The following is a 13,840-nucleotide window of genomic DNA, read 5'->3' on the forward strand; positions in this document are numbered from 1 at the left end:
TGGGAACTACACCTAGCGGGCGGCCATCGCTGCGATCCGGAGGTCGCGCGTGCGCTCCTGGTGAGCGGTCATCAGGGCGCGCGCCTGCTCGCCGTTCCCCGCGACGATCGCGTCGAGGATGGCGCGGTGCTCGGTCTCGATCGCGTCGAGATTGCCGGGCGCCTTCGCTTCCTCGGCGTCGTAGGCGGCCAATTGCGCATCGAGGCGTTCCATCAACTCGGCGATGGTGGCGTTGTGGGCGGCGTTGCGGAGCGCGGTGTGCCACTCGTTGTGCAGGCGCAACGCGCTGGCCGGGTCCGAGGCCGAGAGGGCCCGGTCGAACAGGCTGGTGAGCCGGGCGAGGTCGATCTCGGATCGCCTCGTGGCTGCGCTGAAGGCCGCAGCGGATTCCAGCGCGATCCGGGCATCGCAGATGGCGAGCACCTCCTCTTCGGTGCGCTCGCGCACCATGTAGCCGCGCGTGACCTTGATCACCAGGCCGTCGAACTCGAGTCGCTGCAATGCTTCACGCACCGGAGTGCGCGACAGTCCCATCTCGGTGCCGACGGTCGCGGGCACCAGCATGGTCCCGGGCACACACTCGCCGCTCGTGATGCGTTCGCGCAGTTGTGCGTACGGCGATCTGTCGTCGTCCACCGGCGGATCTCCTCGTTGGGGCGGGCAGAAACTCGATCGACAACGCATACCAGGATGCCGCACGGATGGGAAGGGTTTGAATTCATGTGTATACAACCGTCGTCGCATGTTGTCGTTTGTATTTATCGTTCTCGTCGCACTGCTGCCCGCGAGGAGAACGATGAACACGACCACCCCCACACCGACGGCGACCGGCCATGTCTGAGCTCACGATCTCCGTCGAACCGACCGTCGCACCCCCTGCCGAGCCGTCACGTGGCCGACACGCCATCCGGACACCGCGCGCGACCTCGCTGTTGCCGTGGGTCGTGCCGGTCCTCGTGCTGCTCGGCTGGCAGTGGGCCTCGTCGACCGGACTCGTTTCAGCGTCGATCCTGCCGCCGCCCAGCAAGGTTCTCGAGACCGCCCGGACTCTCTGGAGCGAGGGAGAACTGCAAACCCATCTGATGGTGAGCGTGCGACGCATCGTCATCGGCTTCACGATCGGCGCCGCGATCGGGCTCGTTCTCGGTTTCGCCGTCGGCCTCTCGCGCATCGCCGAGGGGCTCGTCGACCGGACGCTGCAGATGTTGCGTGCCCTGCCGCATCTCGCACTCGTCCCGCTGCTCATCGCGGCGTTCGGAATCGGCGAGTTGCCGAAGGTCATGCTCGTGATCCTCGGCGTTATCTTCCCCGTCTACCTCAACACCGTCGCGGGTATCCGCACGGTCGACCCGAAGCTCGTGCAGCTCGGCCGCTCCTACGGGCTCGGGCGCGGCGAGCTGATTCGGCAGGTCATCGTGCCCGGCGCGATGCCGATGATCCTGACGGGCATCCGTTACGCGCTCGGCGTGGCCTGGCTGACGCTCGTGATCGCCGAAACCATCGCGACCAGCGAAGGCATCGGTTTCCTCGCCCAGAACGGCCGCGACCTCCTCCGCAACGACAGGATCGTCCTCGCGATCGTGCTCTACGCGCTCGCCGGCCTCCTGGCCGATCAACTCATCCGGCTGGCCGAGGCGCGGGTTCTCCGCTGGAACCCGAACTATCGGAAGGGAACCCGCTGATGTCCCGCGACCTCGTCGGACTCGACCTGCTCGACGTCGGGCACCACTACCAGGACAAGCGAATCCTCGGCAACATCGACCTGTCGATCGCGCCGGGCGAGTTCGTGACCTTCCTCGGACCCAGCGGCGTCGGCAAATCCACTCTGCTCCGCATTCTCGCCGGACTCGAGCAGCCGACCGCCGGCCGCGTCGAGCCGACAGGCGACCGGCCCGTCGTCTCCCGCATGATGTTCCAGGAAGACCGCCTCCTGCCCTGGCGCAATGTCCTCGACAACGTCCAGCTCGGCACCCGGGGACGACGCGACGAGGCAGCCGCGCTGCTCGGTGAGGTCGGACTCGCCGGTCGGGAGAACGCCTGGCCCTCCGAACTGTCGGGCGGCCAGCGGCAACGCGTCGCACTCGCCCGGGCTCTGCTCCACCGGCCCGACGTGCTGCTCCTCGACGAGCCGTTCGGTGCTCTCGACGCGATCACTAGGGTCACGATGCAGCAACTGCTCGAACGCATGCTCGCCGAGCGTCCCCGCACCGTCCTGCTCGTCACGCACGACGTCGAAGAGGCGTTGATCCTCTCCGACCGGGTGCTGCTGCTCACCGAATCCGGGATCACGCGCGAACTCCGGATCGATCAGGCCCGCCCCCGCCATCGCGGTGACGCCCGGCTCGCGGCCTGGAAGGAGGAGTTCCTCGACGGACTCCTCGAGGCCGATCGAGCCCTGCATTCCTGATCGAGCCCTGCATTCCTGATCGAGCCCTGCATTCCTGATCGAGCCCTGCACTCCTGATCGAGCCCTGCATTCCTGCCCCAGCTCTCCCGATCCGTCCGTAGGAAGGTTTCACCCCCGCTATGTCACCCCTGACCTCTTCGTCGCTGAGCCGACGCGGTTTCCTCAAGGCCACCGGCGCCGGTGTGCTCGGCCTGACCGCCTTGTCCCTCGCCGGGTGCAGCTCCGACGCCGCAGCCGACGAGGACGGACCCCTCACCCGGGTCCGGTACGCGCTGATCGGCGACGGCAACGCCGAACCGGGCACAGTACTGCGCAACAGCCTCGGCGGTTTCGACGTCGCCGCCGATCTCGGCGTGCCCGTGGAATGGCCAACCGGATTCCCGGCGTCCCTGCCGGTGATGGAGGCGATCAAGTCCGGCAGCGTCGACTTCTCCTTCGCCACCGCAACCGCAGTCATCTACGCGATCGGCGGCGGGGTTCCCATCGTCCCGCTGGTGGCGTACCCGCTGCCGGGCAACGAGGTGGACGTTCTGGTTCCTCAGGGCTCCGGCATCCGGTCCGCCGCAGACCTGAAGGGCCGCAAGGTCGCCGACCACCGCGGCACGACCGGCACGTACAGTCTGGTCAAGTACCTCGAATCCGCTGGTCTGACACTCGACGACATCGAGTACGTCAACCTCGCCGCGGCGGATGCCGAGGCGGCGTTCGCGCAGGGCAAGGTGGATGCCTGGATCACGTGGCAGCCGACGGCCGAGCTCGCCAAGCGTAAGCACGGCGCCGCGACCCTGCCCGACGTGAAGACCTACGACTACGCCTTCTTCGTCGCGAGCGAGTCGTTCGCGAACAACCACCCCGAGGTCGCGGCGGCGCTGGTCCGCAACGTCCGCGACGCGCAGCGCTGGATCGAGGCCAATCCCGCAGCCGCCGTCGACGAGTTCACACGACTGGGAGGTTTCGGGGGGAGCGCGACGGAGGCCGCGGTGTACCGGGATCTGGTCGAGACGAGCCGCCTCTCGTACTCCGGCGCGGGACAGTTCACCTCGGTCGGTGCCGGCGCGATTGCGGGAACCCAGGATCTCGCCGACAACTTCCACCGGCTCGGCATCTACCCCGAGCAGGTCGACGTCACGTCGTGGCTGCAGGATCCGCGGTTCGACTCGATCAAGTCCGTCATCGACCAGGAACTCTCGAAGTAGGTATGAGCAGCACCATGACCGATCCCCAGATGCATCTCGCCGCGTTCATCACCGCCGGTCCCGGCCGCCCCGGCGGCTGGCGTTTCCCGGCCTCGGTGCCCGGATGGTTGTCCGCGGACTACTACCAGAACATCGCCCGCACCCTCGAGGACGGCCGGTTCGACCTCGCGTTCTTCGCCGATATCCTGTCGGTACCCGACCGGTTCGGTTCGAGCACCGACACCCAGTTGCGCAACGGTGCGCTCGGATCGATGCGTCTCGACCCGTTGCACGTGCTGTCGTCGATGGGGGCCGTGACCCGGCACCTCGGGCTCGCTGCGACGGTATCCACCACGTACGCACAGCCGTTCACCGTGGCCCGCTCGTTCGCGAGCCTGGATCACCTCACCGGGGGACGCGCGGCCTGGAACGTGGTGACCTCGTTCCAGGAATCCGAGGCGCGAAATTTCAACCGCGACGAGCAGTTTCCCCGCGAGAAGCGCTACGAGCGCGCCGACGAGTTCCTCGAGGTCGCGGCGAAGCTCTGGGACAGCTGGGAAGACGACGCGCTGATCCTCGACACCGAGGCGCCGTTGTTCGCCGACCCCGCCAAGGTGCAGGCGATCGACCACAAGGGGGAGTGGTTCACCGTCCAGGGGCCGCTCAACGTGCCCCGTCCGCCGCAGGGCTATCCGGTGGTGATCCAGGCCGGAGCCTCCGCCAAGGGCAAGGACTTCGCTGCGCGCTGGTCCGACGTGATCTTCTGCAGTCACGCCTCGCTCGAGTCGGCGCAGGACTTCTACCGGGAGATCAAGGAACGGGCCGCCGCCCACGGCCGCGACCCCCGTCAGGTGAAGATCCTGCCGTCGATCGCACCGATCGTCGGTGCCACCGGCGCGATCGCCCGGCAGATCTTCGAGGAGCTGTTCGAGCTGGTGCCCCCGCTGGGCGGGCTCTCGACCCTCGCGTACCACCTGGACGTGGACCTGTCCACGTTCCCCCTCGACGAGCGGCTCCCCGACGTCGAAGTTCCCGGCGTCGAGGGCCACTACCGTGAGGTCCGCGAGATCACCGAACGCGAGGGGCTTACCCTGCGTGAGCTCGGAAAGCAGTACGGTGGCCGGGTCGAAGGCGGATTCATCGGTAGCGCAACGGATGTCGCGGACGGTCTCGAAGAGTGGTTCACCGGGGGAGCCTGCGACGGCTTCATGGTGCAGGCTCCCTACCAGCCCGGTGGTTTCGAGGACTTCACCCGTCAGGTGGTCCCCGAGCTGCAGAAGCGTGGCCTGTTCCGCACCGAGTACGAGGGCGGCACCCTGCGGGAGAACCTCGGACTCGGTCGTCCCGCCGCACGTGAGTGGGAAAACCGGATCCCCCGGCCTGCGAGCGTCGCCTGATGAGCGCCGGTGCCGTCGATGTGTCCGCATCGAACGTCGCCGCCGTGTCCGGGCACACCATTGCGGGGGTACCCGGCCGGTTCGTGATCGACGCCCGCGCCAACCACCTGGTCACCGACTCGCGATTCGGCCCTGGTGAGTCCATCCAGGCCGGGGAGCTGCTCCTGTCGGCCCTCGCATCCTGTGCGATGGCGAACGTCGAGGCGAACGCCCAGGAGCTGGGACTGCCGCTCACCGGGATTCGCGTCGAGGCATCGCACGCCCGTGGAGGTGAGGACCCGACCCGGTACGACTTCACACGGTTCACGATCACCACAAGCGGGGTCGATCAGGCCGCCGCGGACGTGTTGCGTGACCGGTTCGTCTCGACCTGCCCGATCTACAACACGATCCGCCGGGGAGGCGGTATCGAGTTGACGGTTCTGGCATCCTGACGTGTTTTGCCGACGCCACGGCACCGGTGCGCAGGCGCCGGTGCCGTGGCGTCGGCCGTTCGAGGCGGTCAGCGCAGGATGTACAGGTCCCCGAGCAGCGTGGTCGCCAGCAGCTCCCCGTCCGGTCCGATCGCGGTGCCGACCGCGAAACCGGATGCCCCGGGCAGGGATTCGAGATCCAGCGTGGTGCCGTCGGAGGTGTCGAAGACCAGCGCGGCGAGGCCGTCGGGTGCCCGCACCACCGTGTACGCCACCCCGCTCGCGGCAGCGGCCACGGCACCGAGCTGGCGCACATCGTCACGCTGCCACAGCGGTTCGGGGTGATCCCCGGCGTCGCGCAGCGCCACGAGCGGACCGTCCGCACCGCCTCCGGCGAGCAGGATCGTCCGGTCGGCGGTCACCGCGGGACCTGTCGACGTGATGTATCCCGGATCGTGGCTCCAGCGCGGCGAGCCGGTCGCGGCGTCGATCGCCCACAGGGTGCCGTCGCCGTCGTGCACGTAGACCGTCGCACCGTCCGCGGAGAGCACCGGGCTCGTGACCGCGCCGCCCGGCAGGTCCTCCGACGACCATTCCTCGGCGATGTGCGCGTCGTCGCCGCCGGTGTAGCGCAACGCGACCAGCGCGGCCCGGTCCGCGCCCGGGCGCCACAGGGTCACGAAGATGCGGTCGGTTGCGACATCCACCGCGGGGGTCGTCGCGACCGGGCAGTCGGGGGAGCCGCCGAAGCATGCGGCCAGCCCGTGGCCGGGAGCCTGCCGGGGCACGTTCGTGCCGTCCCCCACACCCGGGACGGGCACCATGTCGTAGATCGGCGCGGCCAGCTTCCCGGTCTGCGTGTCGACCACGTTCACCTGCCCGAAGTGCGTGACCGCCAGCAGGTTTCCGTCGCCGGTGAACTGCACGCTGCGCGGTGTGCCGCTCACCGGGATGCGCCAGCGCCGCTGTCCGTGTTCGTTGAACGAGTACAGCCCGCCTTCCTCGCCGACGTAGACGTTGGCGACGGTGTCGGCGACGGGCGTGACCACCTCGACACCCGGCGCGAGACGCGTGCACCAGCGTTTGCGGCCCGTGTCCATCTGGAAGGCGAACAGATTGCAGCCGGTGTCGGTGGATGCGCTGACGAAGATCTGGCCGCCGGGGGCGATCGACGGCGGCGAGCCGACAGTGCCGCCGACCGACCGAGTCCAGGCGACGGACACATCGGAGAGTCCGTCCGCGGCGGAGGCGCTGCTGTTGTGGGCGTCGGAATAGCGGCCCGGCCACGCCCCGGCGGAGAGAATGTCGATCGGTTCGTCCCCGCTTCCGCATCCGCTCAGCGCGAGTGCTGCCGTCGTCGTCAGCACTGCCGTCCGCAGGACACCCCGCATCACACATCTCTCCTCAGGCCCGAAGGATTCGATCCGTCAGACTATCGGGCCGGGTCCCGTGCTTTCCGCACGAGGCTGACCGTAGGCTGGCATGTTATGACGAGCATGTGGGGCGCACCGTTGCGCACGAGGTGGCGTGGTTCACGTCGGCGGGACACCGACCAGGCGAAATTCCTGACCGTCGACTCGCTGCGGTGGGTGCTGGCCAACAAGGCGTACACACCGTGGTACCTGGTGCGGTACTACCGCCTCGCGAAGTTCAAGCTCGCGAACCCGCACGTGATCCTGCGCGGCATGGTCTTCCTCGGTAAGAACGTCGAGATCCACTCCACCCCGGAACTGTCCCGGCTCGAGATCGGCAAGTGGGTCCACATCGGTGACGGCAACGCCATCCGCTGTCACGAGGGATCGCTGCGTATCGGCGACAAGGTCGTCTTCGGAAAGGACAACGTCGTCAACACCTATCTCGACATCGAGATCGGTGCGTCGACCCTCGTCGCGGACTGGTGCTACATCTGCGACTTCGACCACCGAACCGAGGACGTCACCTTCCCGATCAAGGACCAGGGCATCGTCAAGAGCCCGGTACGGATCGGACCCGACACGTGGATCGCCGCGAAGGTCACTGTGCTGCGCGGGACCCGAGTCGGACGTGGCTGCGTGCTCGGCGCCCACGCCGTGGTCAAGGGCGACATCCCGGACTTCAGCATCGCGGTCGGTTCCCCGGCCAAGGCCGTGAAGAACCGCCGGGCAGACTGGGAGGCCGCTGCAGCGCAACGCGCCGAGCACATTGCCGCGCTCGAAGACATCGCCCGCAAGAAGCTGGGCGACCTGCCGCAAGCCGCGGACACCGGATCCTGAGCCGATAACCGTCGTCGACGGAGCACGAGGGGAGCTGCGCGATGGACTATTCCGACTATCGCCGCTACGACGCGGTGGGACTGGCCGAGCTCGTCGCCACCGGTCAGGTCGGTGCCGAGGAACTGCTCGACGCGGCGATCGCGCGCCTGGATGCGGTCGATCCGGTGCTGAACACGGTGGTGTACCGGCTCGACCAGCGCGCCCGAACCCGCGCCCGGGGTTCCCTCACCGGTCCCTTCGCCGGGGTGCCGTTCCTGGTGAAGGATCTCGCGCAGGACGTGGTGGGCACCCCGACCGGCAGTGGCAGCCGTGCCCTGGCCGCGCTCCCGGCGGCGCGCAACGCGCTCGTCGTCGACCGCTGGCTCGATGCGGGGCTGGTCGTGTTCGGCAAGACGAACACCCCGGAGTTCGGGGCGAAGAACATCACCGAACCCGAGGCGAACGGGCCGACCCGTAACCCGTGGAACCCGGCGCACACGCCCGGCGGATCGTCGGGCGGCTCGGCCGCGGCGGTCGCCGCAGGGGTGGTGCCCGCGGCCGGCGCGAACGACGGCGGCGGGTCCATCCGGATCCCCGCCGCCTGCTGCGGGCTCGTCGGGCTCAAACCGGGACGCGGTGTGGTGCCCAGCGGCCCGGCGGTCGGGGAGCTGATGCACGGGGCGGTGTCCAACGGCGTCGTCACCCGCACGGTGCGGGACGCGGCGGCGATGCTCGACGTCATCGCCGGCCCCGATCCGACCGGTCCGTACCTCGGTGCCCGCGCCGAGGAGTCCTATGCGACGGTCGCGAGCCGTCCGCCGCGGCAGTTGCGCATCGGCTATGCGACCGCGTCACCGCTCGGCACCCCGGTCGACCGGGAAGCGGTCGCGGCCGTCGACGACGCCATCGCGTTGCTCGACGAGCTCGGGCACCACGTCGAACCCGCCGAGACCGGCGTCGACGAGCGGCGCCTCGCGACGGACTTCCTGACGATGTGGTTCGCCTCGCTCGCGCAGGAGGTCGACGACGCCCGTTGCCGGACCGGTTGCGGCCCGGACGGTTTCGAACTCGACACCCGTGTCCTCGCGGCGGTCGGCCGGTCGGTGTCGGCGCCGGATTATCTTGCGGCGCTGGAACGGTGGAACGGCTACACGCAGCGGTTGATGGCGTTCCACGAGCGCTACGACCTGCTTCTCACGCCGACGTTGGCGTCGCCACCGGTGCGGGTCGGCGAATTGTCCACCCCGCCGATGATCCGGATGCTGAGCCGGGTGATCGTCGCGGGCCGGCTCGGCCGTCTTGCCCGGCTCGGTGGCGTCCTGGACTCGATCGTCGACGACAACCTGGGCCGGACCCCCTACACGCAGCTCGCGAACATCACCGGGCGCCCGGCGATCTCGGTGCCGCTGTACCGGACGGGGACAGGTCTGCCGCTCGGCGTGCAGTTCGTCGCACCGCTCGGCGGAGAGGGGCTGCTGCTTGCGCTCGCGGCGCAATTGGAGCAGGTCCGTCGGTGGGCGGACCTGCAGCCGTCGCTCACCCCGGCCTGACGGCCTCGTGCGCGTTTCCGGTAGCACCCACTACCGGAAACGCGCACGGAACGCGGGTCAGCCTCGGTCGGGGAGCGGACGTTGCGGGATGGTCGGGCGTGCCAGCGGATGGCGCACCCGCCGCTTCGCGCCCGCGTACACCTGCGCGGTCTCCTCGGCGACCTGCCGCCAGTCGAAGTCGTCGGTGAGCCGCGCGCGGGCCGCGCGGGCGCGTTCCTGAGCGGCGTCGGGTTCGTCGAGCAGCTCCCGCACCGCCGAGACGAGCCCGGCCACGTCGCCCGGCTGGAACGACAGGCCGGTGACACCGTCGACGACGGCCTCGCCGAGACCGCCCGCGGTGGAGGTGACGAGCGGGGTTCCGGCGGCGGCCGCCTCGAGCGCGATGATCCCGAACGGTTCGTACCGGCTCGGCAGCACGATCGCGTCGGCGCCGTGCAGCCAGCCGAGCAGTTCGGTGTGGTCGAGGTTGCCGAGGAAGGTCACCGACCGCGCGACCCGGTGGATGCGTGCCTGCTCGCGCAGCCATTCGAACTGGGTTCCCTCACCGGCGACGACGAGTGTCGTCCCCGGGTGCGACCGCCGGATCTTCGGCAGCGCCGCGATCGCATCCTGCACGCCCTTCTCGTATTCGAGGCGCCCGACGAACAGCAGCCGCGCCGGGCCGGTGCGCGGTTCGCGGTCGCGGTACGACCAGGTGGTGACGTCGATGCCGTTGCGGATCACCGAGATCGACGGCAGATCCGGCCCGTACAGTTCGGCGACCTCGTCGCGCATCGACGCCGAACACGTGATGAGCCAATCCGATTCGTTCGCCAGCCACCACTCCACCGAGTGCACCTGGCGATTCATCTTCCCGGACAGCCAGCCGCTGTGCCGGCCTGCCTCGGTGGCATGCAGCGTGGACACGAGGGGCACGTCGAAGTATTCGGCGAGCGCGATCGCCGGGTGTGCGACCAGCCAGTCGTGTGCGTGCACGACGTCGGGGGTCCAGCCGTCGCCGATGCCGCCCTTGCTGAGGCCGACGCCGGCGCGGACCATCGCGTGACCCATCGCGAGGGTCCACCCGAGCATGTCCTCGCCGAAGTCGAAGTGCGGCGGGTCCTCGGCGACCGCGACCACCAGGACGCCCTCGGCGATGTGCGTGATGGTGGGGTGGCTGGACGGATCGGTGCCGGTGGGACGCCGGGACAGCACGACGACCTCGTGGCCGGCCGCGGCGAGTTCGGTGGCCAGGTGGTGCACGTGGCGTCCGAGTCCGCCGACGACGACCGGCGGGTATTCCCACGAGACGATGAGGATTCTCATGTCGGTTCTCCGTTCGGCAGTCGGCGGGCGTCGAGTGCAGGGAACAGGTTGTCGGCGCGGTTCCAGCCGTCGGCGAGACGCGCGGCCGCGTCGTGGCGGCCGGACGCGAGTGCGTCGGCGATCTCGCGCAGCGCGTGCGCGTGTTTGTGCGCGCGGTCGCGGGCGTATCCGGCGGCGGTGTCCTTGCTGACCATGAACGCCCAGTCGCTCGAGACCGCCATCAGCGCCTCGCGCAGCATCTGGTCGTGGACGCGGTTGCGCAGCGCGGGCAGGCCGGGTGCGGCGGTGGCACGCTCCTTGTCGAGGATGTCGAGGGTGGTGCGCACGACCTCGTCGTTGAGCCGCACGAGGTCTTGGACCTGTTCGCCGGCCCACACCCGCCAGTCCTTGCCGGATCCCCACGACGAGTCGGGGAGTTCGACGGCGGTGCCGACGTAACCGCGGTCGCGGGCGTCGGCGAGGGTGCCGACCTCGATGCCGGCGTCGGGCAGTGCCCGCAGCAGCCGTTCCAGGAACAGCGGTCCCTCGTACCACCAGTGACCGAACAGTTCGGTGTCGAACGCGGCGACGACGAGCGCGTCCCGGCCGATCCGCTTCGATTCGCTGCGGAGGCGCTTGCGCACGGTGTCGACGAAGTCGGCGACGTGCTTGTCGACGGTCGCCGATGCGAAATCCGGGTCGTAGGGCGCTTTTTCGTGCGACGGCACGGTGCGGCCGGTGACCCGCGCGGGCTTGAGACCGGTGTCGTGGCAGTAGGTGTGGAAATCCCGGTACGCGGCGTGCCCCGGGTAGCCGGATTTCGGTGACCACACGCGGTAGGAGACCTGCAGGTCGCGGCCGAAGGCCACCACGTCGGAGTCCCACACGGTGCGGCCGAGGGAGGTGTCGCCGCGCAGGGCGGGACCGTCGACCATGAAGTGCTGGACACCCGCGGCGGCGTAGCCGGTCTCCATGCCGGGGGTGAAGGCGCACTCGGGGCCCCAGATCCCGCGGGGCGTGTGTCGCCAGCGGGCCTGCGCGTCGTACAGGCCCTCCGACAGTGAGAACGCGCGCAGCCGCGGGTCGAGCAGCGGCTGGAACGGATGCGCCAGCGGGCCGCCGAGTAGTTCGATCGCATCGGCGTCGATCAACCCGCGGATGACCGCGGAACCGCCGTGGCGCCAACGGGTTTCGAACTGGTCCAGCGCCGCGGCCGAGAGGCGGTGCTCGCGTGCGCCGAGGTCGCGGTAGGACTGCTCGGACATGCCGGCGGCTTCGTGCGCGCGCAACTGCCAGTTGCCGATCCAGTGGTGCATGCCGGTCAGGCAGTGCGGATCGTCGAGCTGGGCGGCGAGTACGGGAGTCACCCCGAGGGTGAGCAGCCGGGTGCGCCCTTCGGCGGCGAGCCGGTGCAGTACGTCCGTGACCGGCAGATACGTTGCGGCCCAAGACTGGTAAAGCCATTCCTCGCCGACGGGCCAGCGCCCGTGGTTGGCGAGCCACGGCAGGTGCGAGTGCAGCACGAGGGCGAACATGCCCGGTTCGCGGGTGGTCACCGCGCGGGATCCTTCACCGCGATCGCGACCAGATCCAGGCTCGCGTCGATGTTCTCGGGATCGAGGACGAAGTCGCCGGCGCCGACGCCCGCGACGTCGGCGGTCAGGTCGGCGGGCCACGGCTCGCCCGCCAGGGCGCGTTCGATCTGGGCGTCGATGAACGAGCCGCCGTGCTTGACGTCGAGCGTGCGCAGCGCCGGGCCGTGGTGCACGCCGGTCATCAGCTCAACGCGGAAACCGGCCTCGCCGAGCAGCTCGGTCAGTTCCGCGGCGTCGAGTTCGCGCGTGTGGAACGGGTTGAGCGGGGCGTCGCGGCCGGGGGAGAAGGTGATCCGGTTCGGGGTGCTCACCAGCAGTTCGCCGCCGGGGACGAGGACGCGGTGGCACTCGCGCAGAAACTGCGCCTGGTCCCACAGGTGCTCGATGACCTGGAAGTTCACGACGACGTCGACCGATTCGTCGTCGAGGGGAAGGTCGGCGAGGTTGCCCTGGCGGATGTCCACGCGCGGGTAGCGCGCGCGCACGTGTGCGACGGCGCTCTCGTCGTAGTCGAGCCCGATGACGCGCTGCGCGACGTCGGCGATCATGTCGGCGCCGTAGCCTTCGCCGCAGCCGGCCTCCAGGACTGTGCGACCGGTGCACCGCGCGAGCAGTTCGCGGTAGACCACCTCGTGGCGGCGGAACCAGTAGTTCTCCTCGGCGATGCCTGGGACGGTTCGCTCACCGGTGAGGGGCAGTTGTTGCGCTTCGTCCGGGCGGACGGTGGAGTCGGTCACCGTCCCGAGACTAGACGTATCACTTACTTCCCCGTTCGGCGTGGTCCACATCACAAGCGCCTCGTTCCCTTCGTGTGGTTATGGTGAACCGGATCTCTTGCCAAGTTACTGGTGGGTAACTTAGCGTGAGGTAATCTAACGCACACCCCGTGCGAAACAACACGAGTGCTCGGTTCAGGCAGCGCCTCGCCGATCCAAAGGCAGCGATACAACAGGAGGTCGACGTAGACCCATGACGAACATCGTCGTTTTGATCAAGCAGGTCCCCGACACGTGGTCCGAGCGCAAGCTCACCGACGGCGACTACACCCTCGACCGCGAGGCCGCGGACGCCGTGCTCGACGAGATCAACGAGCGCGCCGTCGAAGAGGCACTGCTCATCAAGGAGCGCGACGGCGGCGAGGTGACCGTGCTGACCGCCGGTCTCGACCGCGCGACCGACGCCATCCGTAAGGCGCTGTCCATGGGCGCCGACAAGGCCATTCATCTCAACGACCCGGCCCTCCACGGCTCCGACGCCATCCAGACGGCGTACGCCCTGGCTGCTGCGCTCGGTCAGATCGAGGGTGTCGAGCTGGTCATCGCCGGCAACGAGGCCACCGACGGTCGCGTCGGCGCCGTTCCGGCCATCATCGCCGAGTACCTGGGCCTTCCGCACCTGACCCACCTGCGCAAGCTCACCATTGCCGACGGCAAGGCCACCGGCGAGCGCGAGACCGACGAGGGCGTCTTCGGCCTCGAGGCCTCCCTCCCGGCCATCATCTCGGTCACCGAGAAGATCAACGAGCCCCGCTTCCCGTCCTTCAAGGGCATCATGGCCGCGAAGAAGAAGGAAGTGCAGACCCTCACGCTCGCCGACATCGGTCTCGATCCCGAGATCTTCGGCGTCGCCAACGCCGGCTCCACCGTCACCGGCGTCACCCCCAAGCCCGCGCGTACCGCTGGCGAGCGCGTCGCCGACGAGGGCGACGGCGGCAGCAAGATCGCCGCTTACCTCGTCTCCAACAAGATCATCTGATCCGCGCCCCGCGAACACAGCAGACATACCAAG

General features: G+C 69.2%; 13 protein-coding genes. 8 read left to right on the forward strand and 5 right to left on the reverse strand.

The annotated features are described in order from the left end of the window. Positions 1-12: 12 nt before the first annotated feature. Positions 13-636: a GntR family transcriptional regulator gene (locus RZ1_RS13450; RefSeq protein WP_238072238.1), complete on the reverse strand. Its 624-nt coding sequence runs from the start codon at positions 634-636 to the stop codon at positions 13-15. 197 nt (positions 637-833) lie between these two features. On the opposite strand from RZ1_RS13450, the gene RZ1_RS13455 reads away from it, so the two are divergent. From RZ1_RS13455 to RZ1_RS13475, 5 genes are all read left to right on the forward strand, one after another. Next, a complete protein-coding gene (locus RZ1_RS13455; protein WP_083583677.1) occupies positions 834-1,682 on the forward strand; it encodes an ABC transporter permease subunit in 849 nt (282 codons plus the stop codon). After that, positions 1,682-2,407, forward strand: coding sequence for an ABC transporter ATP-binding protein (locus tag RZ1_RS13460; RefSeq protein ID WP_072812573.1), 726 nt, complete (start codon positions 1,682-1,684; stop codon positions 2,405-2,407). The genes RZ1_RS13455 and RZ1_RS13460 overlap by 1 nt, the downstream gene beginning before the upstream one ends. 119 nt (positions 2,408-2,526) lie before the next feature. Further along, positions 2,527-3,603 (forward strand): NrtA/SsuA/CpmA family ABC transporter substrate-binding protein, encoded by a 1,077-nt coding sequence (locus tag RZ1_RS13465; protein WP_072812575.1) that lies wholly within the window; start codon positions 2,527-2,529, stop codon positions 3,601-3,603. Between the two features lie 14 nt (positions 3,604-3,617). Beyond that, positions 3,618-4,979: an LLM class flavin-dependent oxidoreductase gene (locus RZ1_RS13470; RefSeq protein ID WP_072812777.1), complete on the forward strand. Its 1,362-nt coding sequence runs from the start codon at positions 3,618-3,620 to the stop codon at positions 4,977-4,979. Next, positions 4,979-5,413, forward strand: a complete 435-nt coding sequence (locus RZ1_RS13475) for an OsmC family protein (RefSeq protein ID WP_072812576.1) — start codon at positions 4,979-4,981, stop codon at positions 5,411-5,413. The genes RZ1_RS13470 and RZ1_RS13475 overlap by 1 nt, the downstream gene beginning before the upstream one ends. A gap of 68 nt (positions 5,414-5,481) precedes the next feature. On the opposite strand, the gene RZ1_RS13480 is transcribed toward RZ1_RS13475, so the two are convergent. Next, complete coding sequence (locus RZ1_RS13480) at positions 5,482-6,783, reverse strand: outer membrane protein assembly factor BamB family protein (RefSeq protein WP_072812578.1); 1,302 nt, start codon at positions 6,781-6,783, stop codon at positions 5,482-5,484. 96 nt (positions 6,784-6,879) lie between these two features. Between RZ1_RS13480 and RZ1_RS13485 the strand changes: the two genes are divergently transcribed. Next, positions 6,880-7,644: an acyltransferase gene (locus RZ1_RS13485; RefSeq protein ID WP_072812580.1), complete on the forward strand. Its 765-nt coding sequence runs from the start codon at positions 6,880-6,882 to the stop codon at positions 7,642-7,644. Positions 7,645-7,685: 41 nt separating this feature from the next. After that, the gene (locus RZ1_RS13490) at positions 7,686-9,173 is read left to right on the forward strand and encodes an amidase (RefSeq protein WP_072812582.1); all 1,488 of its coding nucleotides are present in this window, start codon (positions 7,686-7,688) and stop codon (positions 9,171-9,173) included. Positions 9,174-9,230: 57 nt separating this feature from the next. On the opposite strand, the gene RZ1_RS13495 is transcribed toward RZ1_RS13490, so the two are convergent. Genes RZ1_RS13495 through RZ1_RS13505 form a run of 3 tightly spaced genes read right to left on the reverse strand, consistent with a single transcriptional unit; the run spans position 9,231 to position 12,840 of the window. Further along, on the reverse strand, positions 9,231-10,478 hold the full coding sequence (locus RZ1_RS13495) for a glycosyltransferase family 4 protein (protein WP_072812583.1): 1,248 nt from the start codon (positions 10,476-10,478) through the stop codon (positions 9,231-9,233). Next, positions 10,475-11,992: a 1,4-alpha-glucan branching protein domain-containing protein gene (locus tag RZ1_RS13500; RefSeq protein WP_072812779.1), complete on the reverse strand. Its 1,518-nt coding sequence runs from the start codon at positions 11,990-11,992 to the stop codon at positions 10,475-10,477. The genes RZ1_RS13495 and RZ1_RS13500 overlap by 4 nt, the downstream gene beginning before the upstream one ends. Before the next feature lie 17 nt (positions 11,993-12,009). After that, on the reverse strand, positions 12,010-12,840 hold the full coding sequence (locus RZ1_RS13505; RefSeq protein WP_083583678.1) for a class I SAM-dependent methyltransferase: 831 nt from the start codon (positions 12,838-12,840) through the stop codon (positions 12,010-12,012). 181 nt (positions 12,841-13,021) lie between these two features. Here RZ1_RS13505 and RZ1_RS13510 point away from each other — a divergent pair, with 181 nt between their 5' ends. Then, positions 13,022-13,807 carry an electron transfer flavoprotein subunit beta/FixA family protein gene (locus RZ1_RS13510; protein ID WP_072812587.1) on the forward strand — a complete coding sequence of 262 codons (786 nt, stop codon included), beginning with the start codon at positions 13,022-13,024 and terminating at the stop codon, positions 13,805-13,807. Positions 13,808-13,840: the final 33 nt, after the last annotated feature.

Origin of the sequence: Rhodococcus zopfii NBRC 100606 = JCM 9919, from assembly GCF_001895025.1 — a bacterium.
Taxonomy (GTDB): Bacteria; Actinomycetota; Actinomycetes; order Mycobacteriales; family Mycobacteriaceae; genus Rhodococcus; species Rhodococcus zopfii.